The sequence below is a fragment of the Enterococcus sp. DIV1682a genome, from assembly GCF_051711005.1.
Classification (GTDB): Bacteria; Bacillota; Bacilli; order Lactobacillales; family Enterococcaceae; genus Enterococcus_B; species Enterococcus_B hirae.
Window position 1 is genome coordinate 445,234 of record NZ_JBIOLT010000001.1, and the last position, 26,888, is coordinate 472,121.

23 protein-coding genes and 1 tRNA gene are annotated in these 26,888 nt (G+C 37.1%); 16 read left to right on the forward strand and 8 right to left on the reverse strand.

From position 1 onward, the window contains the following. The first annotated feature begins 41 nt into the window (after positions 1-41). The gene (locus tag IGJ23_RS02030; RefSeq protein WP_010720069.1) at positions 42-746 is read left to right on the forward strand and encodes an SIS domain-containing protein; all 705 of its coding nucleotides are present in this window, start codon (positions 42-44) and stop codon (positions 744-746) included. 107 nt (positions 747-853) lie between these two features. Here IGJ23_RS02030 and nrdF read toward each other — a convergent pair whose 3' ends face one another. The 3 genes from nrdF to nrdH form a co-directional block, all read right to left on the reverse strand. Then, a complete protein-coding gene (gene nrdF / locus IGJ23_RS02035; RefSeq protein ID WP_010738448.1) occupies positions 854-1,822 on the reverse strand; it encodes a class 1b ribonucleoside-diphosphate reductase subunit beta in 969 nt (322 codons plus the stop codon). A 54-nt stretch (positions 1,823-1,876) separates the two neighbouring features. Continuing rightward, on the reverse strand, positions 1,877-4,036 hold the full coding sequence (gene nrdE, locus IGJ23_RS02040) for a class 1b ribonucleoside-diphosphate reductase subunit alpha (protein WP_010720067.1): 2,160 nt from the start codon (positions 4,034-4,036) through the stop codon (positions 1,877-1,879). Positions 4,037-4,182: 146 nt separating this feature from the next. Then, entirely contained in the window at positions 4,183-4,407 is a 225-nt protein-coding gene (gene nrdH / locus IGJ23_RS02045) for a glutaredoxin-like protein NrdH (protein ID WP_010738447.1), read from the reverse strand. A 408-nt stretch (positions 4,408-4,815) separates the two neighbouring features. Here nrdH and IGJ23_RS02050 point away from each other — a divergent pair, with 408 nt between their 5' ends. The 6 genes from IGJ23_RS02050 to IGJ23_RS02075 all read left to right on the forward strand — a co-directional run bounded on the left by IGJ23_RS02050 (position 4,816) and on the right by IGJ23_RS02075 (position 11,515). Next, positions 4,816-5,316, forward strand: a complete 501-nt coding sequence (locus IGJ23_RS02050; RefSeq protein WP_010720065.1) for a FeoA family protein — start codon at positions 4,816-4,818, stop codon at positions 5,314-5,316. Between the two features lie 3 nt (positions 5,317-5,319). Then, positions 5,320-7,455, forward strand: a complete 2,136-nt coding sequence (gene feoB, locus IGJ23_RS02055; RefSeq protein WP_053765767.1) for a ferrous iron transport protein B — start codon at positions 5,320-5,322, stop codon at positions 7,453-7,455. After that, positions 7,456-7,578 carry a FeoB-associated Cys-rich membrane protein gene (locus tag IGJ23_RS02060; protein ID WP_207432769.1) on the forward strand — a complete coding sequence of 41 codons (123 nt, stop codon included), beginning with the start codon at positions 7,456-7,458 and terminating at the stop codon, positions 7,576-7,578. Between the two features lie 191 nt (positions 7,579-7,769). Further along, positions 7,770-8,402: a GntR family transcriptional regulator gene (locus IGJ23_RS02065; protein ID WP_010720062.1), complete on the forward strand. Its 633-nt coding sequence runs from the start codon at positions 7,770-7,772 to the stop codon at positions 8,400-8,402. Positions 8,403-8,601: 199 nt separating this feature from the next. Next, positions 8,602-9,795, forward strand: a complete 1,194-nt coding sequence (locus IGJ23_RS02070; protein WP_010720061.1) for a quaternary amine ABC transporter ATP-binding protein — start codon at positions 8,602-8,604, stop codon at positions 9,793-9,795. Further along, entirely contained in the window at positions 9,788-11,515 is a 1,728-nt protein-coding gene (locus tag IGJ23_RS02075) for an ABC transporter permease/substrate binding protein (RefSeq protein ID WP_063626546.1), read from the forward strand. Before IGJ23_RS02070 ends, IGJ23_RS02075 begins: the two co-directional genes overlap by 8 nt. A gap of 268 nt (positions 11,516-11,783) precedes the next feature. On the opposite strand, the gene IGJ23_RS02080 is transcribed toward IGJ23_RS02075, so the two are convergent. From IGJ23_RS02080 to IGJ23_RS02090, 3 genes are all read right to left on the reverse strand, one after another. Then, positions 11,784-12,383 carry an SOS response-associated peptidase gene (locus IGJ23_RS02080; RefSeq protein ID WP_010738444.1) on the reverse strand — a complete coding sequence of 200 codons (600 nt, stop codon included), beginning with the start codon at positions 12,381-12,383 and terminating at the stop codon, positions 11,784-11,786. 417 nt (positions 12,384-12,800) lie between these two features. After that, positions 12,801-12,873 (reverse strand) — tRNA-Lys (locus tag IGJ23_RS02085). 248 nt (positions 12,874-13,121) lie between these two features. Beyond that, positions 13,122-14,066: a tocopherol cyclase family protein gene (locus tag IGJ23_RS02090; RefSeq protein WP_081127709.1), complete on the reverse strand. Its 945-nt coding sequence runs from the start codon at positions 14,064-14,066 to the stop codon at positions 13,122-13,124. Positions 14,067-14,380: 314 nt separating this feature from the next. Between IGJ23_RS02090 and IGJ23_RS02095 the strand changes: the two genes are divergently transcribed. From IGJ23_RS02095 to IGJ23_RS02135, 9 genes are all read left to right on the forward strand, one after another. Next, positions 14,381-14,947 carry a DUF1836 domain-containing protein gene (locus IGJ23_RS02095; protein ID WP_010720056.1) on the forward strand — a complete coding sequence of 189 codons (567 nt, stop codon included), beginning with the start codon at positions 14,381-14,383 and terminating at the stop codon, positions 14,945-14,947. Further along, positions 14,937-15,794 carry a DegV family protein gene (locus tag IGJ23_RS02100; RefSeq protein WP_010738442.1) on the forward strand — a complete coding sequence of 286 codons (858 nt, stop codon included), beginning with the start codon at positions 14,937-14,939 and terminating at the stop codon, positions 15,792-15,794. Before IGJ23_RS02095 ends, IGJ23_RS02100 begins: the two co-directional genes overlap by 11 nt. A gap of 580 nt (positions 15,795-16,374) precedes the next feature. Next, entirely contained in the window at positions 16,375-17,064 is a 690-nt protein-coding gene (locus IGJ23_RS02105) for a hypothetical protein (protein ID WP_053765760.1), read from the forward strand. 243 nt (positions 17,065-17,307) lie between these two features. Further along, the gene (yycF, locus tag IGJ23_RS02110; RefSeq protein WP_010720053.1) at positions 17,308-18,012 is read left to right on the forward strand and encodes a response regulator YycF; all 705 of its coding nucleotides are present in this window, start codon (positions 17,308-17,310) and stop codon (positions 18,010-18,012) included. Between the two features lie 3 nt (positions 18,013-18,015). Beyond that, positions 18,016-19,851 carry a cell wall metabolism sensor histidine kinase WalK gene (gene walK, locus IGJ23_RS02115; protein ID WP_438774559.1) on the forward strand — a complete coding sequence of 612 codons (1,836 nt, stop codon included), beginning with the start codon at positions 18,016-18,018 and terminating at the stop codon, positions 19,849-19,851. Continuing rightward, positions 19,848-21,161, forward strand: coding sequence for a YycH family regulatory protein (locus IGJ23_RS02120; RefSeq protein WP_010720051.1), 1,314 nt, complete (start codon positions 19,848-19,850; stop codon positions 21,159-21,161). Before walK ends, IGJ23_RS02120 begins: the two co-directional genes overlap by 4 nt. Beyond that, positions 21,162-22,034, forward strand: coding sequence for a two-component system regulatory protein YycI (locus IGJ23_RS02125; RefSeq protein ID WP_010720050.1), 873 nt, complete (start codon positions 21,162-21,164; stop codon positions 22,032-22,034). It abuts the gene before it with no gap. 50 nt (positions 22,035-22,084) lie between these two features. Further along, positions 22,085-22,894, forward strand: coding sequence for an MBL fold metallo-hydrolase (locus IGJ23_RS02130; RefSeq protein ID WP_010720049.1), 810 nt, complete (start codon positions 22,085-22,087; stop codon positions 22,892-22,894). 255 nt (positions 22,895-23,149) lie between these two features. Next, the gene (locus IGJ23_RS02135) at positions 23,150-23,629 is read left to right on the forward strand and encodes a hypothetical protein (protein WP_207432771.1); all 480 of its coding nucleotides are present in this window, start codon (positions 23,150-23,152) and stop codon (positions 23,627-23,629) included. Positions 23,630-23,968: 339 nt separating this feature from the next. On the opposite strand, the gene IGJ23_RS02140 is transcribed toward IGJ23_RS02135, so the two are convergent. Further along, the gene (locus tag IGJ23_RS02140; RefSeq protein WP_207432774.1) at positions 23,969-25,792 is read right to left on the reverse strand and encodes an SH3 domain-containing protein; all 1,824 of its coding nucleotides are present in this window, start codon (positions 25,790-25,792) and stop codon (positions 23,969-23,971) included. 311 nt (positions 25,793-26,103) lie between these two features. After that, the gene (bacL2, locus tag IGJ23_RS02145; RefSeq protein WP_207432777.1) at positions 26,104-26,712 is read right to left on the reverse strand and encodes a BacL2 family protein; all 609 of its coding nucleotides are present in this window, start codon (positions 26,710-26,712) and stop codon (positions 26,104-26,106) included. Between the last annotated feature and the right edge of the window lie 176 nt (positions 26,713-26,888).

The following is a 26,888-nucleotide window of genomic DNA, read 5'->3' on the forward strand; positions in this document are numbered from 1 at the left end:
TCTAACTAAATGAGGAATAATCATAAAAAGGAGAGAGCCTTATGACACTCGCATTTTTTGAAGAATGTAAAAAATTAACTGAAACATTAGAGAAGTATGAAACAGAAAATATAACGAAAGCAGCCCAAATCGTAGCCGATGGAATTATGAACGGTGGGATTACGCAGGCTTTTGGTAGCGGACATTCCCATGCAGCAGCGCTAGAAATCAGTGGGCGTGCAGGTGGATTGATACCGTCAAAACTGATTTTAGATCCTGCGGGGGGCATGTACGAACAACATGCTGGTGTCGGACGAACGCTCATGCACAAAGTATCCATCCATCCCAATGATGTCTTTTTCCTGATTTCTAATTCTGGGAGAAACCCCATGGCAATTGAAATGGCTGAGGAAATCAAAAAGCGTGGAAATAAATTGATCGTGGTCACGGCATTGGCTGCCTCTAAAGCATCCACTTCACGACATGAAAGTGGAAAGTTATTATATGAATTTGCGGATGTTGTTTTAGATAACCACTCTGTTTATGGCGATGCGGTATTACCTGTTGATGGATTAGAGACCAAAGTATGCGGGACTTCGACATATGCGGCTACATTGTTACTCCAACAAACGATGTTAGAAGCCATTGAGCGAATGGTTGCTCAAGGTTTTGAACCGCCAGTTTATTTAAGTGCGAATATCGATGGGGGACACGAACGAAATCTAAAAATCGAAGACCAGTATGCAGAGAGAATTTTCCATATTTAGTTTCATGAACATATCAAATGATTGACTGAGAAAAAGCACATAAAAAAGCACATAAAAAAGAACGTTTAAGGTGGGGACAACCCAACGCTTAAACGTTCTTTTCCTATTTAGTCATCTAAACCAATCAAATAATCGTCATCTTGCATTGCTTCCACATGCCCTAAGAGGTAGCCATTTCCCACTTGTGAGAAGAAATCATGGTTGCTGGTACCGGTAGAGATACCGTTCATCACGATTGGATTGACATCATTCGCTGTATCTGGAAAAAGTGGATCCATTCCCAGGTTCATCAATGCTTTATTGGCATTGTAGCGCAAGAATGTTTTTACTTCTTCCGTCCAACCGATTGGATCATACAGTTCCTCGGTATAACGTTCTTCATTTTCGTACAATTCATATAATAAATTATACATCCAGTCTTTTAGCTGCTCTTGTGCTTCTTCTGATAGTTCATTGTAACCTAATTGGAATTTGTAGCCAATGTAAGTCCCATGAACAGATTCATCTCGAATAATCAATTTGATGATTTCTGCTACATTCGCTAACTTATTATTTCCTAAATAATAAAGAGGAGTATAAAAGCCGGAATAAAATAAGAATGTTTCTAAGAACACACTAGCGATTTTCTTTTCTAAAGCTGTGCCATTTTTGTAGATTTCATTGATACGTTCCGCTTTTTTTTGTAAATAAGGATTTGTATTCGTCCATTCAAAGATTTCTTCGATTTCTTTTTTTGTATTCAATGTACTAAAAATGGAAGAATAACTTTTTGCATGGACCGATTCCATAAATTGGATATTGTTCAATACAGCCTCTTCATGCGGCGTACGGACATCCTTACGCAGCTGATCCATTCCGCTTTCTGATTGGACAGTATCGAGTAAAGTCAGTCCACCGAAGACATGGCCAACCGTATCTTTTTCTAACTGTGACAGTGTCCGCCAGTCATCTAAATCATTAGACAAAGGAATACGGGTATCTAACCAAAATTGTTCAGTTAGTTTCTCCCACGTAGATTTATCAATGATATCTTCAATTTCATTCCAGTTTATTGCTTCATAGTAAGTTTCTGACATGAGAAATGCTCCTTTATTTAAATTACCTGTCTGTTCATTTTTTGCTTACTTGTTTTAGATGACACAACTTTCACATTGATTGCTGCCGATTTCTTCTGCATCATCAGTAAACGTCCGAACGTAATAAATTGATTTGATTCCTTTATGGAAAGCGTAGTGACGTAAGATATTCAAATCACGTGTTGTTTGTTTAGTCGTTGTTTTCCATTCATATAGACCTTCTGGGATTTCAGAACGCATAAATAGGGTTAAACTCATTCCTTGATCTACATGTTGTTGAGCAGTTGCGTAAATGTCAATGACTTTTCGCATGTCCATGTCATAAGCTGAAGTATAGTAAGGAATTGTTTCATTTGACAGATAAGGCGCTGGGTAATAGATTTTCCCGATTTTCTTTTCTTGACGCTCTTCGATCATGCGTGTAATCGGATGAATACTTGCACTAGTGTCATTGATATAAGAAATCGAACCATTCGGTGCTACAGCTAGACGATTTTGATGGTATAAACCATCGGTCATGATCGCTTGTTTTAAGTTTTCCCAATCTTCAGCAGTTGGAATAAAGATTCCTTCAAATAAAGCTTTTACTTTATCAGATTTTGGTTGGAATTCTCCAGTAACATATTTATCAAAATAGCTTCCATCTGCATAAGCAGATTTTTCAAAGTTATGGAAGACTTGTTTTCTTTCACGAGCAATCGTATTACTTTCAACTAATGTCCAGTAATTTAAAAGCATAAAGTAAATATTTGTGAAATCTAAGGATTCTTCAGAGCCATACGCCATTTGTTCCTTCGCAAAGAAAGTGTGTAAGCCCATTGCTCCTAGTCCGATCGTATGATTCAATTTGTTTCCATTTTGGATTGGAGGGACAACATCGATATCGGAAGCATCTGTGATGTAAGTCAATGCCCGTGTCATCGTACGCACAGACTGACCAAAATCAGGGCTGTCCATCAAGTTAACGATGTTAGTCGAACCGAGATTACATGAGATGTCCGTTCCTAATACTTCATATTCTTGTTTTCCATTGATAACAGAAGGTGTTTGAACTTGTAGGATTTCCGAACACAAGTTACTCATGATGATCTTTCCGTCAACTGGATTTTCACGATTAGCTGTATCAATATTGATGATATAAGGATAACCGGATTCTTGTTGTAATTTCGAAATTTCATTTTCAAGTTCACGTGCTTTGATTTTTTGTTTCCGAATATTAGGATTCGCTACTAAATGATCATACTCAGCAGTGATGTCGACATAAGAAAATGGCACGCCATATTCTTTTTCCACACTATAAGGACTGAAAAGATACATTTCTTCATTTTTACGAGCTAACTCGTAAAATTTATCAGGAACGATTACACCAAGTGAAAGTGTCTTTACTCGGATCTTTTCATCTGCATTTTCTTTCTTGGCAGAAAGAAAAGCAATGATATCTGGGTGGAAGACGTTCAAATAAACGACACCAGCACCTTGACGTTGACCTAATTGGTTTGAATAGCTAAAACTATCTTCAAATAATTTCATAACAGGGACAACACCACTTGCTGCTCCTTCATAACCTTTGATCGGTGCCCCCGCTTCACGTAGGTTTGAAAGAGTGATCCCAACACCACCACCGATACGTGATAGTTGTAAAGCAGAGTTGATCGAACGACCGATAGAGTTCATATCATCAGTTACTTGTGTCAAGAAACAAGAAACGAGTTCCCCACGACGTTTCCGACCGGCATTCAAGAAAGAAGGGGTAGCAGGTTGGTAACGTTGGTGGATCATTTCATCTGCTAAAGACAGCGCCAATTGTTCATCACCATTAGCAAAATAAAGTGCGTTGAAAGCTACTCGATCTTCATAAGATTCAAGATAAGCAGTCCCGTCATTCGTTTTTAACGCATATTGTGAATAAAATTTGTAGGCAGCCATAAATGATTTAAAGGTAAAGTGTTGTTCTGCTAAAAATTGATAAAGTGATTCAATAAATTCAGCAGAGTACAGTTGGATAAATTCTGACTCTAAATAGTCGTTTTCAATCAAATAATTGATTTTATCCATTGCTGTTGCAAACGTCATCGTGTTTGGTTTGACATTTTCTTCAAAAAAAGCGGTTAGCGCTTCTTTATCTTTATTTAGCGGGATCTGACCATTTACTGGTCGATTGATTTCATTGTTTAATTTAAAGTAACTAACATCTTTTAACTGCTTAAGACTCATAAGTACGCCCAACCTTCATTCCATATTTTGATAGTGAATATTGTTTCGTGCTGTAAAAAAGGATTTGGGGAGTTTACGGCAAAAACAAGTGCCTCAATTCCATCAAATCCAATTCTACGTTCTTTTCCATTTCGATTGACTGGTGACTAACTAGCAAGTTTGCGAAGTTGATCTGGTCGAAACCCGATCACCGTTTGTGCATCTGACGTAATGACAGGAACACTTTGGAATCCTTGAGCTTTTAACCATTCAATTGCATCTGGTTGTTCGTCGATATTAACTTCTTCAAAATCGATTTGGTTGTCAGTTAAAAAGCGTTTGACCATCTTGCATTGCATACAATTATTTTTAGAAAATATTTTGACATTCATGTGTATTGCCTCCTCCACAGCTCTTGTTTATCTATAATGAATAGTATAAAACTATTAGTAAAAAAGTCAAACAACAAACACTACATCTTGTGTTGTGGAAACTGTGGAATACTATGTTTTGTGGTTTTTGAAAAACAGCTGAAAACAAGTAACAGGGGAAAAAATACTTGTTTTAGTACAGTGAAGGTTGTGGAAAAATCCCCGAAAAGATTTTTTTATCTCCTTATTAAGTGGTTAAATGAAAGTTCGCTCATAAAATCACAACGTTCGTTGACTTTATGAAGTAACGAGAGTATTCTTATTGAGAATGATTCTCAATGTATGTTGATAAATGAAGTAAATAATAGGGAAAATAAATAGAAAGAACTATCATGATGTTTTTCACAAGAAGGAGATGAAAATCGATTTATGAATTTGAATGCTACTTTATCTTTAGATGCCACTGTCCCTTTAGAAGAAGCGAAGCTAAATCTTGTTTACCAAATTGAAAAATTGCAAACGAGTGAAGCAGTCAAAAAACATTTGCAAAATCTCGGTATAATCGTTGGAAGTAAACTCGTTGTTATCAATCGATCAGGAAGTAATGGAATCGTCCTGCTAAAAAATAATCGGATCGCGATCGATCGAGAGTTGTTTAAACAAATTTTAGTGAAAAAGAACGAACTTTCTAAGGATAACTGGACTTCATTAGATCAACTGACTGTTGGAGAACGAGGAATCGTTGTAGGAATACATGGAAAAGGCGCTGTTAAACGGCGTTTGATGGATATGGGTGTAACGAAAAATGTTCCTTTGACCGTAAGAAAATTAGCACCACTAGGAGATCCGCTAGAAATTACCTTGCGAGGGTATGAGTTAACGCTTCGTAAAGAAGAAGCAATGTTGATCCTTGTGCAAAAAGAGGTGTAAAAAATGAAGGTAGCTTTAGTCGGTAACCCTAATAGTGGAAAGAGTAGTTTATTCAATGCCTTAACTGGTGCTAAACAATACGTAGGGAATTGGCCAGGGGTAACGGTGGAAAAAAAAGAAGGAAAAATGAAGAAGAATCCGATAATCAAGATTCAAGATTTACCTGGAATCTATTCCCTGTCACCTTATACACCTGAAGAAGTAATTGCGAGAGATTATCTGACCAACGAATGTCCTGATCTGATCATCAATATTGTCGATGCCACAAATTTAGAAAGAAATCTTTATCTGACTGCACAATTATTAGATCTAGGCATCCCCATCATTATCGGACTGAATATGATGGATATCATTAAAAAAAATGGCAAAAAAATCAATGTCGAAAAATTAAGTTATGGTTTAGGCATACCTGTGGTTCCTATCAGTGTATTGAAAAAAGAAGGGTTGGATAAACTCACGAAGAAAATCATTGATGCCTCCAAGCAGCCAAAAGAACAGAAGGTATCCTTACTAACTAATTATGACGATCGACTAGAAGCTGCAATCCATGAAATCGAAGAGATATTAGGAAAAGATCAGCCTTTTCAACGCTGGTCTGCCATCAAATATTTTGAGCGTGATCCACAGTTATGGGAAAAACAAACAATAACGACAAAACAAGAAAAAGAAATTGAGCAGCTGATTCGTCTGACAGAGAGACTATTTGATGAAGATAGCGAAACGATAGTTATTAATGAACGATATGAATGGCTAACGCAACTTACTGCACTTTGTGTCGTGTCTACGGATTCATTTCGCTTGTCCATCAGTGATAAAATCGATCGAATCGTTACTAATCGCTGGTTCGCTTTACCAATTTTTGCTTTTGTCATGTGGCTGATCTATTATTTAGCGATTCAAACAATCGGAACAATGGGAACTGATTGGATCAATGACACGTTATTTGGCAGCTGGTTGCCACAACACGTCGAACAGGTACTGGTCAACTGGCAAGTGGCACAGTGGATGCAACAATTGATTCTCAATGGAATCATAGCAGGGGTAGGCGCAGTGTTGGGCTTTCTACCTCAGCTGATCGTCTTGTTCTTGTGTTTAAGTTTCTTGGAAGATTGTGGCTACATGTCACGGATCGCTTTTGTGATGGATCGTTTATTTCGGAAATTTGGTTTGTCAGGGAAATCGTTTATTCCTATGTTGATTGCTACAGGTTGTGGCGTTCCAGGGGTGATGGCTAGCCGAACCATTGAAAATGAGCAAGATCGGCGCTTGACGATCATGGTCACGACGTTTATGCCATGTTCTGCTAAATTACCAATCATTGCTTTGATAGCAGGAGCGTTTTTCCCCCATACTTCTTGGGTAGCACCCTCTGCTTATTTTCTAGGTATGTCTTCCATCGTTTTATCAGGGATCATGTTGAAGAAGACGAAGTTATTTGCTGGCGATACCGCACCATTTATTATGGAACTACCAGCGTATCATTTTCCACAAGGAACAACGATTTTACGCCAAACCTATGACCGCAGTAAATCATTCGTCAAAAAAGCAGGAACGATCATCTTTGTTTCAAGTATTTTGATTTGGTTTACTTCTTCGTATAACTTTTTTGGTCAACCTGTTACAGAAGATCAAAGTATTCTAGCAAGTGTTGGACGGATTGTGGCTCCTCTTTTCCAACCACTAGGATGGGGGAATTGGCAAGGAACAGTAGCTACGATCACTGGATTAGTGGCCAAAGAAAATGTCATTGGGACTTTTGGTATTTTGTTTGGGCACAAAGAAGTAGCGGAAAATGGTCGAGAGATTTGGCAAGCATTGCAAGGGACGTATACTTCCGCTGCTGCTTATTCCTTATTGTCCTTCAATCTGCTTTGTGCTCCCTGTTTTGCAGCAATCGGTGCGATCCATCGTGAAATGAATTCAAGGAAATGGACACTGATCGCAGTTGGCTATCAATGTGGGTTTGCTTACTTGGTAAGCTTCATGATTTATCAGTTCGCTCATTTATTAGAAGGCGGCTCTATCGTATTTTCGACTTATTTAGCAGGTATGGTTCTGATTGGATTAGGTTACGCTTTATTGAAAAAACAGCAGAAGAAACAAGAAATTTTGACGTTATCATTAGAAGGTGGAAATTAAATGGCGACTTTTTTATTAAGTGTATTGATCTTTGGCAGTGCTGGTTATATCGTGTTTTCACGTATCAAATCAGGAAAAACGTGTGATGACTGTAAAAGTGCTTGCCCAGTAAAGAAAATCTAACGGATGTGAGATGATAAAAACAACGAGTGATGATCGAAAAACAGTTCATCGTTCGTTGTTTTTTTTGTGGTTGATCCTGCTTCTTTTGATTTTTCTCCAAGGAAAAGACTTAAAACCTTTTTAAGATTTTTTGCTTATTTTGATTTCCCATAGTAAGATGTAACTGAAAAAGAGAAGGAAGAGGAGAATAAATGGCAGGAAAGAAAAAAATTGTTCGTCCAAGATACCAACAAATCGCAGTTGATCTGGCTGAACGAATCGTGGAAAACCGTTATCAGGTGGGGGAGAAGATCCATGCGAGATCCACTTTAGCAAGTACATATAATGCTTCTCCTGAAACTACAAGAAAAGCAATCAATGTGCTAGTTGATCTAGGGATCATGGAGGTTCGCCATGGCAGTGGGGCATTCGTTGCCTCAAAAGAGAAAGCCAAAGATTTTTTATTGCAATACCAAGATGTTCAATCGATCCAAGAAACAAAAGCCGAAATTATGGCAAGTGTAGAAAAGCAACAAGAAGAATTGGATCATTTTTCACAATTATTAGATCAATTAGTCAGTCAAACGAAACGGATACATAAGATGAATCCTTTATTGCCATTTGAATTAACGTTGACGAAAGAAGCGACCCATCTTGACCGCTCCATCAGCGAGTTGAATATTTGGCAAGCAACAGGAGCGACAGTGATTGCGATTTCCCATAAAGAAGAGTTGCTCGTTTCACCTGGACCGTATGCCAAATTCACAGCGGGTGACACTGTACATTTCATTGGAAACGAATTTACCTTACAAAGAATGACTAATTTCTTCTATCCAGAAAACTAGTCCTTTAATTATTTTTTATCATCAAATTTTAATCTTGAATAAGCCTAACCGCTAGGGCTTTATTCAAGTTTTTTTTATTTTGGAAGCAAACAAAAAAGTCTCCTTTTTGACAAAGTGACTACACGATGTTAGTATAGTGTGGTCACTTTTTTCAGAAAGTAAAATGAATTTACATAAACATAAAAAAGGAGAAATTTGTTTGGTAAAGGTAGAAGTAAAAAATTTAACAAAAATATTTGGTAAAAAGACACAAGTAGCTTTAGAAATGATGAAGAATCATCAACCGAAGACAGATATATTGAAAAAAACCGGCGCAACGGTCGGTGTGTACGATGCTAGCTTTGATGTTCAAGAAGGCGAAATATTCGTTATCATGGGTCTTTCCGGTAGTGGGAAATCAACCTTGATTCGATTATTGAATCGTTTGATCGAACCAACAGCAGGAAACATCTATATCGATGGAGAAGACATCTCAAAATTGAGTAAAGAAGAACTTCGTGAAGTTCGTCGTCACAAGATCAATATGGTTTTCCAAAACTTTGGGTTATTTCCACATCGTACGATCTTAGAAAATACGGAATATGGTTTAGAAGTTCGAGGAGTTCCGAAAGAAGAACGCCAACAAAAAGCAGAACAAGCACTTGAAAACTCAAGTTTGCTTTCATTTAAAGATCAATATCCAAATCAATTATCTGGTGGGATGCAACAACGTGTGGGGCTAGCTCGAGCATTAGCCAACGATCCAGAGATTTTATTGATGGATGAAGCTTTTTCTGCTCTTGATCCGTTGATTCGCCGTGAAATGCAGGATGAACTACTCGAATTACAATCAAATGTCCAAAAAACAATCATTTTCATCACCCATGATCTAAACGAAGCGTTGCGAATCGGTGACCGTATTGCATTGATGAAAGATGGTGAAATCATGCAAATCGGCACAGGAGAAGAAATCTTAACAAATCCTGCTAACGATTATGTTCGAGAATTTGTGGAGGAAGTGGACCGCTCCAAAGTCTTAACAGCTCAAAATATCATGGTTCCAGCGTTGACTACCAATATTGAATCAGATGGTCCGAATGTTGCATTGACTCGAATGCGCAACGAAGAAGTAAGTATGTTGATGGCAGTCGATAGAAAACGAAACTTAAAAGGAATCATTACAGCTGATCAAGCGCTAGAAGCCAGACGCCAAAAACGGCCGTTGATTGATTTCTTAGATGAAAATGTCACTGTCATTGGGAAAGACATGATTGTCAGTGATATCTTCAATATTATTTATGATTCACCTACGCCACTAGCAGTAGTTGACAACGGTAAACTTAAAGGGGTTGTCATTCGAGGAAGTGTGATTGAAGCATTAGCAGAATCAGGTGAGGTGAATGAACATGAATAATTTATTAAACTATCAATTACCCGTAGCAGATTGGGTTGAGAAATTGACAGAATGGTTTACGACTACGTTTGCAGGACTATTTGCTTTTCTACAAACGATCGGGCAAGCAGTGATGTCTGGGATCACTAATTTATTATTAGTTATTCCAGCGCCAGTGTTCATCCTTTTATTAACAGTCGTTGCATTCTTTATCTCTAAGAAACGTCCAGGACTGACCTTGTTTACGTTGATCGGTCTATGGTTTATTTACAATCAAGGGTTATGGTCTGATTTGATGAATACTGTGACACTTGTCTTATTGTCTAGTATGATCTCCATCATTATTGGTGTACCATTAGGAATCTTAATGGCAAAAAGCAGCAAAGCGCAAAGTATCATCAAACCGATCCTTGACTTTATGCAAACTATGCCAGGATTTGTTTACTTGATCCCAGCAGTCGCATTCTTTGGGATCGGGATGGTTCCAGGGGTATTCGCTTCGGTTATTTTTGCGTTACCACCAACTGTTCGTTTCACAAATCTAGGTATTCGCCAAGTACCAAAAGAATTGGTGGAAGCATCTGATTCATTTGGTAGTACCAGTTGGCAAAAACTGTTCAAGTTAGAATTACCATTGGCTAAAAGTACGATCATGGCGGGGATCAACCAAACCACCATGTTGTCACTTTCAATGGTCGTGATTGCTTCAATGATCGGAGCGCCAGGATTAGGTCGTGGCGTCTTGTCAGCATTACAACGTGCGCAAGTCGGAAATGGATTTGTTAACGGGGTAGCTTTAGTTATCTTGGCGATCATCATTGACCGTTTTACGCAACATTTGAATCAACCAAATAATAAAAAAGCGACAGGTGCGAACAAACAAAAAAGTAAAAAACGCCAAGGAATCATTATTGGAGCTGTAGTGGTTGTGATTTTAGGTGCCATTGGCTTAGGTAGTTTAGCTAATAACAAAGAAACAAAAAAAATCAATCTTTCATATGTAGAATGGGATACTGAAGTAGCTTCAACGAATGTAGTTGCTGAAGTACTTAAAGGAATGGGCTATGATGTGTCGATCACACCATTAGATAATTCCATCATGTGGGAATCTGTTTCTAAGGGAGAATCAGATGGGATGGTATCTGCGTGGTTACCAAAAACCCATGGTTCTCAATATGCACAGTACAAAGACCAAATAAATGATCTAGGTGCTAATTTAACTGGTGCTAAAGTTGGCTTAGCTGTTCCAAGCTATATGGATGTCAACTCGATTGAAGAATTAACCAATCAAGCAGGTAAGAAAATTACAGGTATTGAACCTGGTGCAGGAGTCGTAAACGCTGCTGAAAATACAATCAAGCAGTATGACAATTTAAAAGATTGGACCGTAGAAACTTCTTCTTCAGGTGCGATGACAGTGGCATTAGGTCAAGCCATCAAAAAGAAAGAACCAATCGTTATTACTGGTTGGACCCCACATTGGATGTTTGCTAAATATGACTTGAAGTATCTTGAAGATCCTAAAAAAGCTATGGGAAGTGCTGAAGAAATCCATACGATCGTCCGCAAAGGATTAAAAGAAGACCAACCAGAAGCATATAAGGTCTTAGATAATTTCCACTGGTCAGAAAAAGATATGGAAAAAGTCATGTTAGAAATCAATAACGGAAAAGATCCACAACAAGCAGCACAAGACTGGATCAAAGAAAATCAAAAAACAGTCGATAGCTGGAAAGAATAATGTTTAGGTAACTGATCACGAAAAGTTGGATCAAACTCTAGTAAATCATAATGAAGCGTTCTGAAAATAGTCTTTACTATTTTTGGAACGCTTCATTTTTTGTACCAATATATTAGAAGTTTTTGTGCAAGACAGCTAGTATTGAGGTGTTCGTTCAATTTTTTGTAAATATTTGAATAATGTTATGATGCTTCAACACTTCAAAACAAACCGAAGTATCTGAGAAGCATTTTGCTCATTGTATTTTTCAGTACATGTATGTTTTTGGTTATATATGGTTTTCGTCTACATTTCGTCGACTTAACTCAGGCATCTTCGCTGTCAGTTGACTCCTTGCAAAATCTAAATCATTAAGCCAGTCTTTAATCTGTTCTTTTGCTAGGATTAAGGGCATGCGATCATGAACGGGAAGCACTGATTGACTTGGTTGAGTGGTCAAAATGATTGATTCGGTTTCAAATCCAGCTTCATTTTTATGGATTCGATAAAAACCACCGACATAAAGGACGGACGTTTGACTGTCAGTGAACATTACTTTGTGTTTGTCAGAATCCCATTCATAAAAACCCGACATTGGAAAAACACAACGAGTCTCTTTGAAAGGGTGAGAGAATGTCTTTTTTTCTTCCACAGTTTCTGCTCGAGCATTGATCATTAGCTGTCCTTTTTTAAAACCGGTAAAGCCCCAACGAGTGATACCTGGCACAACAACGGATTCTTGATTAAGACCTAATGTTACTACATGGTTCGATGGAAAAATTTCATTTTTTCCAATGTGGATTTGCCGACTTTCTGCCTGTGGCTTTACTTGTTCATAATATTTTTTCAGCTCATCGGATGCTAAATCAAAAAAATAACGTCCACACATAATTTTTTCCTCCAATCACTAGTTGATAAAACGATCCAATAGTTAGTTAATGGTTGGCAAAAGGCTGTCTCATCAACTAAATAGGATCCCAAGGTGTACGAACTTCTTTGGTAATACGTCAAAGGGCTAGACTTACTTTGTTTCATTGAAACTTTAATTAGATTGTAACGATAAATGCTTTATTAATAAAGTAAACGCTATCATTTAGTTGCGATGAAGAGATCTGTTAGAGGAAGCAATGTGGGTTAATTAATTGACGGTTTGGCGGAGTTCATTCATTCGTAGTTTTCCCCCGGACAATACTAAGTGATCAATCAAAAAAATATATCCGAAAAACAAAAAATGTCATCACGTACACTCTTTTCGAAACTACCGAAGTAGCCAAGAATGTACTGATGACGTGGGTTTGGCACCCAATGGGCCGTGAGGGGCTCGAACCCGCGACCCGCTGATTAAGAGTCAGCTGCTCTACCAACTGAGCTAACGGCCCAATAAATTTATGAAATATTTAATGAATATTACTTAATAATAGTAGCACTGTAGATTTTAAAATGCAAGACTAGCTTAAAAAAAATCATAAAAAACTTTACGTCTTTATAGAAATTCATTCATAGTTTATTCACAAATGCTCAGTATGATATAACCATACCAACCAACAAAAGTTCTTGCAAAAGAACTAACCCTAACACTTTTTCATTTTTACTCCTTCCCGCCATTTTTAATGGCGGGTCTCCTATTTTAGTAGGTAAAACCATGCAAATGATCCACTTCCTCAAATCCTGCTGCGATCCCTTTTTGTTCCAAAAGCGTTTCATTATTTTTTTGTAACGTTACATAGATTTCTGTACTGGCTTTTTCACGAATCACTCGATTCATCAATCCTTTGTGAGGCGCCATTAATGGATGTCCGTCTTTTTGCAGGACTGCCAGTGTTAATTTAAGCTGTTGTTGTTTGATCGTGATAACTAAATAGTCTTTTTCTTGGACGATCGATAAAATTTTAGCTCCGTAGTAAGTAGCAAAGCGATATTCTTCGCTCTGGATCTGCAACACTGCGATGATTCCCAAAAAACGTCCACCAAGAAATGGAATTTCTGCTGCAGAAAAGAAAAAACGTGCATCGGACGTCTCAAATTGATTACACTGGGCCCATACATAAGTTGCAGGAAAAGAAGAGCCCCAATCTTTTTCTACATAACCAATCCCCTGATCAAAATCAATGGGTTGATCATTCCAGACTAATTCTCCCTGTAGTGAATGTTTCATGCTTAATATCCCATGGTAACATTCCATAAAAGCGAAATAAGAAAAAGGGCCCATGATACTAGGGGCATAGTAGGTCCGATGGATAGGTGTAAAATCGCCATAATCAATCGTTCCATGAATCGACAGATTGTCATTGGTTAACGAAAGAGAAATACCCTTTTCACTAAAGATATTTTCACCAATTTTTATGAAAAAATGTTCTTTTTCGATAAAGAGTTGCGCACTATCAAAATAAAAAATCTCGGAATGTTCATGACTGATTACTTGTATAAAGGGAGACTTTTCGCCATTTTCCGCAATCGAATAGCCAGGAATGAAAGCATAAACGTTATTTCCGATTTGATGTTTAAAATACCATCCTTCAAAAAAAGGGTGGGTTTTGTTTTCTCCTTGAAAAAATTTATCTGTTGGAATCATCTTTATTTCCCTCCATTCACTCTTATTCAGTGTACCATGCCGAATGGACTGAAGGTTTCAAATAAGCTTAGAAGTAAGCAAGTTACTATCCGTAGGGCTTAAGGAATCAGAAAAGTAAGAAAAAATAGCAAACAAAGAACCAAGGTATCTATTTAAGGAGGGAAAGATTGTTTTATTTTAGGTATTCGCAAGTAAAATTGTTTTATTTTCTCGAGAAATTTATTATAATTGAATTACCTAGTTAAAAAAACTAGATTGGATGTTTTTAATAACTCTAATAAGATGTTTGTGAAAACAACAAAGGAGAACAAGTAATGGAAAAAATGCGACAACAATTAATTGAATGGGGAAAAGAACTGGAAAATTATCATTTACCTCAGTGGGATGAACTTCCTGATTTAGAACTTTATATGGATCAGGTCAGAACGTTAGTTGATCGCTATCTTTCTCCTGTTATCCGAGGTGAGAAACATCCATTGTTGACCTCTTCAATGGTAAATAATTATGTGAAATTAGGGCTAGTTCCAGCGCCCATCAAAAAACGATACAACAAAGAGCATGTTGCATTTTTAATTGCAATTACATCATTGAAGCAAGTCCTGACAATTCCCGAAATTAAAGAAGGAATCCTCTTTCAAGGGAAAACGGTTGGTATCCGTGAAGCCTACAATCTATTTTGTCACGAACAAGAAAAAGCCATCAAAATGGTTAGCCAATTGGCTCAAGGAGAAGTCTATCCACAGATATTGGAGCAAGAGATACCCGTAGAATATATCGCAGTTCGATCGGCGACCTTGTCATTTGCGATGAAATTGTTGGCAGAAAAAACGATTAGTCTAGAAACTGAGTATTTAATTGAGGAGAAAAAAAATGAAAAATAAAGTGGCGATTTTAGTAGACTCTGGGACAGACGTTCCACAAGAGCTAATTGAAAAATATCAAATGTATGTGATTCCATTAAAGATTATTTATAAAGATCGAGTATATACTGATAAAGTTGATATTACTCCGGAGGAAATCTATCAAAGATTACCTCAAGAGATTCCAGGAACATCTTTACCTGATGGCGAAACAATTACCAAAATTTTTGAACAGATCAAACAGGACGGCTATGAAAAAATCTTAGCAGTAACAATCTCAAGTGGATTAAGTGGTACGTATAACATCGTTCGGTTGATTGCCCAACAACAAGAAGAATTGGAAGCGTATGTACTAGATACTAAGAACATTGGGATCGGAGCAGGCTTTTCAGCAATTCAAGCAGCTAAATGGTTAGAAGAAGGAATGGAATGGTCATTATTGATTGAAAGACTCAATGAATTAGTCAAACAGACCAAAGTATTCTTTAACGTGGCAACCCTTGAATATTTACAAAAAGGGGGAAGGATTGGGTTAGTTGCTTCTATATTAGGAACGGCTTTAAAATTAAATCCAATCATTTCTTGTAATGATGAAGGCATTTACTATACAGTGGGCAAAGCAAGAGGTCGTAAAAAAAGTCTAGATCGAACTGTTTCCTATGTGAAAGAACGAGTTGGAACAGCTAAAGTCTTTAACTTAGCCGTTGCGCATGGAGACGCCAAAGAAGAAGCAACTGAGATGATGGCTAGATTGAAAGAAGAATTTCCACAAGCGCAACAAATCTATTTTGGTCAAATATCCCCTGCACTTGTTGTTCATACAGGTCCTGGTTTGTTAGGCGTCGGGGTTCAAGTATTAGAAAAGTAATCAGAAAAATAGCTATTCAACAAAGTCAAACAGCTTAAAATAGCAAAGAAGAGGTTGAAATAAAAGTGTTTAGCATCGAGAAATAAGAAGGGATTTTCGAAAATTGAAAAGAAGTATAAATACTAGTGTTGCTGTTAATTGGTACCTAATTGGCGCTTCCCAAATTTTTGGTTAATTTCGGCTTATTTTTCGAAGATGTTGGTTTCACCATTTATTTGTTTTTCTAGATACTAGAAGAGGTTGAGACAAAAGTGTTTAGCATCAAGAAATAAGAAGGAATTTCCGAAAATTGATTCTCAAATTTTTGGTAAATTTCGGCTTATTTCCGAAGATGCTGCTTTTGTCTCACCGTTTATTCGTTTTTAGAGATACTAGAAGAGACTGAGGCAAGTTTTGCCTTAGTCTCTTTTTGATCGTTTTTGATCGTTTAGCTAAGAATGACTCTGAGCGATAGGAAAGATAAAAATCAACATTTTACAACTTAAACAAAAAAAGATAAATATTATATAGCTTAAGTAGCGATGTATTTGGCAGCGTAAAATGTTATAATACGAACTATTAATAAAAAGAGGTGGTATAAATGAAAAAAGTAGGATTTGTAATGGTTATTTCAGCTTTTCTTCTTGTTGGTTGTGGCACAAAAGGAAATAAAGCAGAAGAATCAAAGGCTGCTTCATCCAGTGAAACTCAAACAATGACTAACTCTTCAAGTTCAGCCAAACAAGCATCATCACAAACCCAATCTACTACGACTAACTCCCAGTCTGTCGCGAAAAATACGAATACTACGCAAAATGAAACAACGAGCGCATCAACGACAATCAGCAGCACCACCGAAACAATGGTCACTCCCGATCCGCTAAGTGGCTATACAAACGACCAAATTGAATATGCCCGTGTCTGGTTAGCAGTTATGGGTACACATTACAAAACCGATTTAGCCAGTGGGAATTTTAAACTTCATGTGTCACATTCAGCTGCTGGAGCAGCAGTCAATCCTTATGATAGCACGAGTTTGACTTTTCCAACTGAAACGGTCACTCTTTCAGGAGAATATGGTTATCAAAGTTTAGTTGTTTATTCAAGCAATCATAACGGTACGATCACTTGTTATCCTGTTCCGAGTCATTTTCAAGGTGATCCAAGAGATCAAGCAGCAGTGAAAAAGCAGGAACAAGAAATCCTTGATCAAGCAACGATTGTTTCGATCCCGACTGGCAATCCTGAAGATGTCAAAGAATTAATTGCGGTACAAGTTGTAGATAACTGATGAATACCGTCGTTTTCTATAAAAAATAAAATAGCCCTATCAATCAGTAAAACGAATCGAAAAAAATGCTATTTTTTGATTCGTTTATTTTTTGTCACCAAAAACAAATAAAGGATAAACAAAATGAGGATTCAAGTGAGAAGTGTATGTTTTCTGTAAGGCTTTTTTTACAAAGATGAAACATCTTGGAAAATACGTTATAATGGGAGAGTATGACAATAATAAAAAAGAGGTGGCTCTTTAATGAAAAAGATTTTAGTTGTCGATGACGAAAAGCCGATTTCGGATATCGTCAAATTCAATTTAGCCAAGGAAGGCTATGATGTTTATACTGCATATGACGGGGAAGAAGCCTTAGAAAAAGTCACTGAGGTGGAACCTGATTTGATCTTGCTAGATTTGATGTTACCAAAAATGGATGGCTTAGAAGTCGCGCGTGAAGTACGGAAAACCTACGACATGCCGATCATTATGGTGACTGCAAAAGATTCTGAAATCGATAAGGTATTAGGGCTGGAATTAGGTGCTGATGATTACGTGACGAAGCCTTTTTCTAATCGTGAACTAGTGGCTCGAGTGAAAGCCAATCTTCGTCGTGGCGCAACTGCTACCAAAGAAGTAGAAGAAATTGCCCCTTCTGAACTCGTGATTGGTGACCTGACGATTCATCCGGATGCTTATATGGTAACGAAACGAGGCGAAACAATTGAATTAACGCATCGTGAATTTGAATTGCTTTTTTACTTAGCAAAACACATCGGACAAGTGATGACACGAGAGCATTTGCTGCAAACCGTGTGGGGCTATGATTACTTTGGTGATGTGCGAACTGTAGATGTAACCGTGAGACGTCTACGCGAAAAAATTGAAGATAATCCAAGTCATCCTAATTATTTAGTGACACGGCGAGGTGTTGGTTACTATTTACGTAACCAGGAACAGGAGTAATTGATGAAAGGAAAAGTGCGCTTTTTTCGATCAGTCAATTTCAAAATTGCGATCACGTTTATTTTGATCTTACTGATTTCGATTGAGATTATTGGTGCCTACTTTATCCGAGGGTTAGAGCGTTCAACAATCAATACATTTATCAAAGATATGAATCAAACAGTTGAATCTTTAGCGACCACGATCAGTCCCGAATTAAATCGTAAAGACAACGCAGACATTGAAGAAGTCAATGCCAATATCAAACGATTCATTGAAAACAATGCCTCGAGTGACATTTTAGAGATTCGAGTTATTGATGAAAAAGGGATTATACGTGGGACAACGGATGTTAGTGATCAAAGCTCAATCGGTAAGAAAAACGATTATGTAGATATCAATGATTTCACAACAAAAAGGTATGTCGCATTAGATAGTGACGATAAGCGAGTGAATATCAATATTCAACCGATCCTGTCCCCGACCGGCGATGCCGTTATCGGGGCTCTTTACGTCAAAAGTAATATTGAGCAAAAATATTCTGAAATCAATAATACTGCGATTATATTCTTCACAGCTTCGTTGATCGCAGCCCTGATCTCCATGGTCGTATCAGTCTTAGTCGCACGGTCGATCACTCAGCCAATTGGCGAGATGCGAGAGCAAGCGATTAGGATTGCTCGGGGAGATTATAGTCGTAAAGTTAAAGTCCATGGACAAGATGAATTAGGGCAACTGGCGGATACATTCAACCAGCTGGCTGAAAGAATCGAAGAAGCTCAAGACACGATGGAAGCGGAAAGGAATCGGTTAGATAGCGTCCTGTCACATATGACAGATGGTGTCATTGCGACCGATCGAAGAGGTAAAGTCATTACGATCAACGATATGGCTGTTTCTTTATTGGATGTCAAAAATGAAGATGCAATCGGTCAGTCGATTTTGACTTTGTTAGATATTGAAGAAGAATATACATTACGTAAACTGCTAGAAGACCCAAATGAAATGGTACTTGATCGTTCAACTGGATTAATGGAAAGCGACCAAATGATTTTACGAGTAGATTTCTCCATGATCCGCAGAGAATCAGGTTTCATTAGTGGATTGGTAGCCGTACTGCATGATGTAACAGAACAAGAAAAAACAGAAAGAGAACGTCGTGAATTTGTCTCGAATGTGTCTCATGAACTTCGCACACCGTTGACAAGTATGCGTAGTTATATTGAAGCTTTAAGTGAGGGAGCTTGGAAAGATGAAGAAGTTGCTCCTAATTTCCTAAAAGTAACGTTAGATGAAACAGATCGAATGATCCGCATGATCAATGACCTGTTGAATCTTTCGCGAATGGATACAGGAAATACACAATTACAGTTAGAGTACGTCAATTTTAATGAATTAGTCAATTTTGTTCTTGACCGCTTTGATATGATGGTGGGTAACCAAGAAAAGAACTATACGATTAAACGGGAATTTACTCAAAGAGATCTTTGGGTAGAGATTGATACCGATAAAGTAATCCAAGTGATTGATAATATTATGAATAATGCGATCAAATATTCTCCAGACGGTGGAATGATCACATGTCGTTTGTTGGAAACACACAATAATGTGATTTTAAGTATTACTGACCAAGGACTTGGGATTCCTAAAAAAGATTTGAATCGAGTATTTGAACGATTTTACCGCGTGGATAAAGCGCGTGCGAGAGCCCAAGGTGGAACGGGGTTAGGGTTGGCTATCTCTAGAGAAGTAGTCAAATCCCACCGTGGCGCAATCTGGGCAGAGAGTAAAGAAGGAAAAGGATCAACCTTCTATATCTCGTTGCCATATGAACCATATGAGGAGGAATGGTGGGAATGAAAATTTCTGAAAAAGTTATTCGAATAGGATTGCTCCTAATGATTGCTTTAAGTATCTACCTCTCATATGCCATTTGGCTAAGTCCAGCAGGTAAAACCTCGGTTAATTTTGACGAATCCAATTCACAGATGATCGATTCACAAAACTACCGAAAAGCATCTGAAGTTTTTCTTCCATTACATGTGACTTGGTTGCATTCAGGACAAATAAAGGAAACAAATAGTGAAAATCTTGTTTCTCGCCTCCAAACAGTTATCGAGGGCGCTCGATTTGGCAGAGTAACAGAAATCGTCAATGGCGATAAAGAGAAATTTGACAAGCTAAAAACTATTCAAGAAGGCATTGAGCTTACTTATAATGCGCCGCTGCTACTTAGTGAGTATAAAGAAGCCTTTCATCTAAGTTTGGATTTTTCAGCGCTTCCTAATCGGACAGATTCTATTTACTTTATGCGTATCCAGTTTGATAAAAATGAGAACAAAGTGCGATTCCTTGATTTTGAGACGGATTCCATTTACGAATCGAATCTTTCAGTTGATTGGAAAGAGTTGGAAAAAGAATTAAAGGCAACCGATAGTACGTGGACAGAGATGGAAAAAACGCCTTCGATTGTTGAGACACAATATGAAACGAAAGATAAAATCAAATTAAAAAAATATAGTTATATCCTGTCACAACAACCATATACTTTGTTTAGAAATGCCTTTTTCCAAAAACCAGATGAGGTCAAAACAAATAATGAGAGCAATGAACTGCTTTTTTATGATGGAAATGAGACGATGAGGATCCATTCAGAAACACAAATCGTTGATTTTCGGGGAGAAATCGGACAAGACAACGTCACAGCGAATATTTTCTCACAAAGTTTTCCATATATTAGTAAATTAGGCAATTCATTAGGAAATATGCGTTATTTTGATCGAGAGAACAATCAGATCGATTATCGAATATTTGTAGAAGGATTTCCTGTATTTGGTTCAGACAGTAAAGGGAAAGTTGAGATTGAAATTGGAGCGGATCAAGTAGATTCACAAGTGAAGATCCAAACCAGCTTGAATACGATCCAAGTACCGATTCCATCTGATGAAGAAGTTGAATTGCCACAAACAGAAAAAGTCATCCAGAGTCTTTTGGATAAAGGGGCAGACAAAGAAAAAATCGAGTCGTTGATTGTTGGCTACACGTGGCAAAATATCAAGGAAACGAATCGAGTCGTCGATTTATTACCTGAGTGGTATGTAAAATACCAAGGTCAATGGTACGCTGTCAATGATTTGCTTGGACGATTACCTGAAACGGAGGCGAATTAAATGGATTTCAAAAAAATTGAATGGATTTTTTTCGTTGCTTTTTTAGGGTTAAATGTTTTTTTATTTAGAAGTTATCAAGAAACGATCAGCCAAGAAAATAATGTGATCCGATCAGGACAAACCGAATCCATTCAACAACGACTTTCTAGTGATGACATTTCTTATACTGGTAAAATCTCTTCAGAAAGTAGACAAGGGTATTATTTAAGTGCGGAGGAAACGGACCTTAGTAAGGAACTGGACAGTCAACGTCATGGGACAAGTAAAAAAGGACTGTTGAGTAGTGGGATTGTTTTCAATGACAATGTCTTAACAAAAACTTTATCTGAGACAGAATCAGAAAATAGTATTTTTGATCCTGATAAAATGGGAAGTTCAGTGAATAGCTTTTTAAACAAAAAAAACAATGTACTCTTTGGTAGCGATTATGTTTATATGAAGAATTTTTCTGATCTAGACAGCGCAACGCCGGAAGTACAAGCGAGTCAGAAATATGATGGTCTACCTTTTTATGATGATACAGCTAAAATTGTGTTTTCACTGAATAAACAAGATAAAAGTTATGCTGTCACGAAGTACACTCAGACACATTTATCCGATATTGAACAATTACGGGAAAAAACAGAATTACACACAGAAGAAGATGCAATCAAAACATTGTATGTAAATAATAAGATTTCTCGAGGTTCAAAAATCCTTTGGAGGCAGCTTGCTTACTCTTGTATTTTGAAAGTGCGAGAAAAGAATGTGTATGTTCCAGTCTGGTATGTGGCGATAGAAACGCCTGATAAATCGATCCAAGTAGAGTCGGTCAATGCATTTAGTAATACGATTGTAACAAATAATACGATTCCAAAGGTGGAAGATCATTAAAAAAGTAGTATAATGAAAAAAGTTTACAAAGTAAGAAGGGAAGTAGTCAAATGGCTGAAGAAAAACCAGCTTTTAAAATCAGTATCCTAGCCAGTGGAAGCTCTGGAAATTCACTTTATATCGAAAGTGATAAAAAAAGGCTCTTGGTAGATGCTGGTCTCAGCGGGAAAAAAATTACTTCTTTGTTGGCACAAATTGATCGGACACCTGACCAATTAGACGGGATTTTAGTCACTCACGAACATCGTGATCATATTCATGGAGTAGGGGTACTTGCAAGGAAATATCATTTAGATGTGTTTGCCAATGAAAAAACATGGGAAGCAATGTCTCCATTAATTGGGAATGTTCCTATTGAACAAAAGCATTTGTTTGAAATGGGGAAGGTGCAAACATTTGGGGATCTAGATATTGAAAGCTTTGGCGTTTCTCACGATGCTGCAGCTCCGCAATTTTATCGTTTCCATAAAGAAAACCGTTCATTTGTGATGTTAACTGATACAGGTTATTGCAGTGATCATATGCGGGGAATCATCAAAAATGCAGATGGCTATTTGATGGAAAGTAACCATGATTTAGAGATGTTGCGGATGGGACCTTATCCTTGGAATTTAAAGCAACGGATCTTAGGTGATCGGGGGCACTTATCCAATGAAGATGGCGCCTTAGTCATGACCGATGTTATTGGTGATCGTACCAAACGTATCTACCTTGGTCACTTGAGTAAAGAAAACAATCTAAAAGAACTAGCTCACTTGACGATGGAGAATGTCCTAAAAGAAAAAGATCTAGGTGTCGGTTATGAATTTGATATTTATGATACCGATCCCTCAGAAGCAACGGAGTTATTTTCGATTTAGCCGTAGTCAACTATATAACCCAAAAAACGCTCAAACAACTTGTTTTGAGTGTTTTTTTTGTTCATTAGTCACGGACTGTTTAACTGGGAGTATTTTGGCTAATCCAGTAACGTTTTATTAATGACAATAGGCGGGCCTTTCAAAAAATATGTAATAGTTTAAATTTTAGATAAGATATATTGTTTGTTGGTTATTTATAGTGATTTTTTATTATATTTAATTAAATACAAATATTTATACAACTGAGGTGTTATTATGAAAAAAAGTTATTTTATTATTTTAGGGTTGTTATTATTGTCGGGGTGTTCCAACTCAGGAGTTGATCGTACCTCTTCCAGCACGGATCAGACTTCCACGCAGATCACCAAGACTTCTACAGAAAATTCACAAAATAGTACTACCAAGGAAAAAGAGAATCAACCTATTAGTAATGTAGAATCGACGGGAAATAATCCTGCAGAGGATTCAAATGTGCAAGAAATAAAGGATTCTTCAACTACTACTGAAACGATTGCTAATGAAAGCGAGAAAACAGATGAATACTATCGTTTAATCAAGCAGGCGTGGCAAGAACAATCTGACTATATCAACTCGTTAACAGATCCTAAGGTGAAACAATCTGTTCAAACACCGTCTGCTGCCGCAAACGCCAAAGCTAGCCAATTGGAATTGGACAATCCAGCAGATACTCAGTTGATCCAAACTAGTTTAAAACAAGTGCTGAATGGTCAATAATAAATAAGGAAAAATAGTTGTGATTAACAGGATCCTTTCCGAAAAAATTAGCCGAAGGAGATTGAGACAAGTTTTGTCTCAGTCCCTTCGGCATTTTTTGACAAATGCTGAAACAGCTATTCAAAGATTAAGTATAGTTAGACCGTAAATGAAAAATATAATAGAGAAGACTAGGCAAGAGGGACATTGCTCAAAACAGACAGATACAAAGTGAAACTAGCTTCCCATTATTATTGTATTAGTGAAAAGATTGAAAATTTTTATTACGCCTAATAGGTGTATCAATTACTTTTACATAATCATAGAGTTGAAACAAGCTAAAAGTTTATTTTAGAAAAATTATTGGATCGTTCCAAATGTTTCGCCGTTTTGTACTCTCCATGCGAGATAACGTCTTGACCCTGAAGAGGCAATATAGCTTAACCAGACATACCCATCATTTGCAACATAAGAATCATAAACAAGGGATTCTCCACTTGTATATTGTGCTAAAATATTTCCTTGAGTACTTGGATAATCACGTACATTAATTGTAGTATTTGGATAGAAAGTCGCTGTTTGTGGGATTAAATTAAGTCCTGAATCTAAACTAGAATTGAAAGAACCATATGTTTCTCCGCCTTGTACTCTCCAAGCGACATAGCGACGCAACCCAGAGTAGGAGATATAGCTTAACCAGATGTAGCCTTCATTAATGACGTACGAATCATAATAGAAACTATCTCCGCTCGTGTATTGTGCTAAGATATTTCCCTGAGTACTCGGATAGTCACGTACATTAATGGTCATTGCTGGGAAGAACTGTCCAGTTTCTGGAATGCGATTAACATTACCAGTTTCTCCTCCAGGAATCGTTCCAAATGTTTCTCCACCTTGTACTCTCCAAGCAACATAACGACGCACTCCAGAGTAGGCGATATAACTTAACCAAACATAGCCATCGTTGATCACATAAGAATCATAAACAAAACTATCCCCACTTGTATATTGTGCTAAAACATTCCCTTGAGTACTTGGATAGTCACGTACATTAATCGTGGTGTTAGGATAAAAAGTTCCCGTCTCATTTATTCTAGTGAAATTATCATTCGTACCTGGATTATTGATGTCTGGATCAATTATTCCACCCGTTGAGCTACTATCAATCGCTTCTAATTTTCCAGGATTTTGTTGTTTGATGGCGTTATAAGTTGGGATTAACAGATTGTAGTAATTATCATAGCCAGTAGCAGCATAATCAAACGTAGCTCCACCAACACGAAATAATCCTTTACAAAAATCGACAATAGAAGTCGTTCCTTCTGTGTTATATAGGCCGTTTCTTTTTGAAAGAATAAATGTATAGGCTTTAAAGTAATCTTTTAAACTTTCAAAATGAACATAGTAGCTACCTTCTCCGGCTGGTCGAGCTGTTCCTCTTCGCATATTAATTGCAAGATCCGATGGTGCTGTAAACGGTTCGGAAATACCACTCCAGTTATTATCAACACTTCCTACAATGGATGTATTAGGATCGCCCCAATGACTTTCAATGAACATTTGAGCAATTAAAAAACTTGGCTTCATATTATATTTTGCAGCATATTCAATGACTAAACGAATGTTGTTTTGAGTCAGCACATGACCTGCATTAACTAGTGAACCAGAATTATATAGTGTGCTATTGTTGCCTGAAGAAGAGTAACTAGGACGAGCGAAACCACGGATATTTCCATGACCGACACTATACGTGTTTCTTCGGACGGCGCTTCCAGAATTTCCTTCTATTGTTGTAATAGTGTTTCCCGAAACACTTTCGACAATTCCGATGTGATCACCCCAGGCATTATTTGGCTGAACGGATTGACTCCAAGCAAAGGTAATAATATCTCCGGGATGAGGTTTGATTGTACCGTCCTCAATCCAAATACCTAATTGTTTAAAAATTTGAATATGACGTTCAACACCGCATTCTCGCCCAATTAAGTTTGTTGCCCCCGATTTGATTGCTAGAAAACTCACGAATATGTCACACCAGTCATCGTAATAAGTGACCTGATATCCTTGAGGCAAAGGCTTAACACTATTATAGGTATTAACAATTGAATGATGCTCAGCTGAGCCCTGTGTTACACCGATATATTTTCTTGCTTCAGTTAAAATTTGTTCTACAGATGTTGTCATAAATAAAACCTCCTCGTTTCTGCTATAAAGTTAGATTGTTTAGGTCTTCATTACCTATAAAATATAATTTTTCCTTCTTTCCTATTGCATCTTTCACGAAATACTCTTCCTAAGTTTTAAGTGTCATTGCGTTTCCCTTCTTCCATTCAATTTTTTTATTACGTTTACAGTACGTATGTTTCTAATTTTTCCTTCTTGTGACAAAAATATTTTGTATTCACGGTGGTGATTAGATTTTTACGATGGACATAACATTGAAATGTCTAGCTATTTTTCGAAGTAAAATTAATGGAGAAAGAAAAACATAGTGATTAGGCAATATATTTCAAGAATGATTCTTTGATTCGTTGACATTTTTTTCTGGTTTTTGCATCGTAAGTCTTACTGATTCCTAAAAGGAGACAAATTTCTTTACAAGAATAACCGTGATAAAGCAGTTCGATGAAGGTACCTCTAAAAAAGTCCTGTTTTTTAAAATTTTCTATTAGAAGTTTTTCCTCGATCGAACGTTCTGCGCTTTTAACTGTGCAATTTTTAGAATGATGTAGCGATTCGATGTTTTCCCATCTTGTCACGTCATAAGTAATCCCATCTTTATTGAAGACCTTACTTCCGGATTTTTTATATTGTTTCCAAGTCTTCTTTTCAGCAATATAAATCCTTCGCAACGTAACATTTTTAAACGTGGAGCCTGAGATACTCTTGAAATCTTCAATGCCTTCCCAAATTGCTAAACAAAGGTTACTGTAGAAGTCTTCAAAAGGAATAAATACTCCATTAGATTGTGCTTTAAATACAAAACGATGCGCACAAGATTTTATATAAGGGTCTAAATCTAAAATGATTAAATCTAAGATATTTTTATCATTCGTCAGATAATATTTCTTCAATAAGTCATCAATCATTTGCCAGATATTCATTTCGCAACACACTACCTTTATTTTTTTGAAAGATACGTTCCTAAAAATGTTATTTTGTGACATATAAAATAACTTTTTTGTAAAAGTTAAATAAATGATAGTCTGTTAGATATATAATAAAAACAGTGGTTTTTTAACAAAAAATTTTATTTTTGTTTTATTCTTTATAAAATCGT

Excerpts from the sequence above, each read along its gene's own strand:
- IGJ23_RS02030 (WP_010720069.1), top strand. The coding sequence starts at position 42 with ATGACACTCGCATTTTTTGAAGAATGTAAAAAATTAACTGAAACATTA.
- nrdF (WP_010738448.1), bottom strand. The coding sequence starts at position 1,822 with ATGTCAGAAACTTACTATGAAGCAATAAACTGGAATGAAATTGAAGAT.
- nrdE (WP_010720067.1), bottom strand. The coding sequence starts at position 4,036 with ATGAGTCTTAAGCAGTTAAAAGATGTTAGTTACTTTAAATTAAACAAT.
- nrdH (WP_010738447.1), bottom strand. The coding sequence starts at position 4,407 with ATGAATGTCAAAATATTTTCTAAAAATAATTGTATGCAATGCAAGATG.
- IGJ23_RS02050 (WP_010720065.1), top strand. The coding sequence starts at position 4,816 with ATGAATTTGAATGCTACTTTATCTTTAGATGCCACTGTCCCTTTAGAA.
- feoB (WP_053765767.1), top strand. The coding sequence starts at position 5,320 with ATGAAGGTAGCTTTAGTCGGTAACCCTAATAGTGGAAAGAGTAGTTTA.
- IGJ23_RS02060 (WP_207432769.1), top strand. The coding sequence starts at position 7,456 with ATGGCGACTTTTTTATTAAGTGTATTGATCTTTGGCAGTGCTGGTTAT.
- IGJ23_RS02065 (WP_010720062.1), top strand. The coding sequence starts at position 7,770 with ATGGCAGGAAAGAAAAAAATTGTTCGTCCAAGATACCAACAAATCGCA.
- IGJ23_RS02075 (WP_063626546.1), top strand. The coding sequence starts at position 9,788 with ATGAATAATTTATTAAACTATCAATTACCCGTAGCAGATTGGGTTGAG.
- IGJ23_RS02080 (WP_010738444.1), bottom strand. The coding sequence starts at position 12,383 with ATGTGTGGACGTTATTTTTTTGATTTAGCATCCGATGAGCTGAAAAAA.
- IGJ23_RS02090 (WP_081127709.1), bottom strand. The coding sequence starts at position 14,066 with ATGATTCCAACAGATAAATTTTTTCAAGGAGAAAACAAAACCCACCCT.
- IGJ23_RS02095 (WP_010720056.1), top strand. The coding sequence starts at position 14,381 with ATGGAAAAAATGCGACAACAATTAATTGAATGGGGAAAAGAACTGGAA.
- IGJ23_RS02100 (WP_010738442.1), top strand. The coding sequence starts at position 14,937 with ATGAAAAATAAAGTGGCGATTTTAGTAGACTCTGGGACAGACGTTCCA.
- IGJ23_RS02105 (WP_053765760.1), top strand. The coding sequence starts at position 16,375 with ATGAAAAAAGTAGGATTTGTAATGGTTATTTCAGCTTTTCTTCTTGTT.
- yycF (WP_010720053.1), top strand. The coding sequence starts at position 17,308 with ATGAAAAAGATTTTAGTTGTCGATGACGAAAAGCCGATTTCGGATATC.
- walK (WP_438774559.1), top strand. The coding sequence starts at position 18,016 with ATGAAAGGAAAAGTGCGCTTTTTTCGATCAGTCAATTTCAAAATTGCG.
- IGJ23_RS02120 (WP_010720051.1), top strand. The coding sequence starts at position 19,848 with ATGAAAATTTCTGAAAAAGTTATTCGAATAGGATTGCTCCTAATGATT.
- IGJ23_RS02125 (WP_010720050.1), top strand. The coding sequence starts at position 21,162 with ATGGATTTCAAAAAAATTGAATGGATTTTTTTCGTTGCTTTTTTAGGG.
- IGJ23_RS02130 (WP_010720049.1), top strand. The coding sequence starts at position 22,085 with ATGGCTGAAGAAAAACCAGCTTTTAAAATCAGTATCCTAGCCAGTGGA.
- IGJ23_RS02135 (WP_207432771.1), top strand. The coding sequence starts at position 23,150 with ATGAAAAAAAGTTATTTTATTATTTTAGGGTTGTTATTATTGTCGGGG.
- IGJ23_RS02140 (WP_207432774.1), bottom strand. The coding sequence starts at position 25,792 with ATGACAACATCTGTAGAACAAATTTTAACTGAAGCAAGAAAATATATC.
- bacL2 (WP_207432777.1), bottom strand. The coding sequence starts at position 26,712 with ATGAATATCTGGCAAATGATTGATGACTTATTGAAGAAATATTATCTG.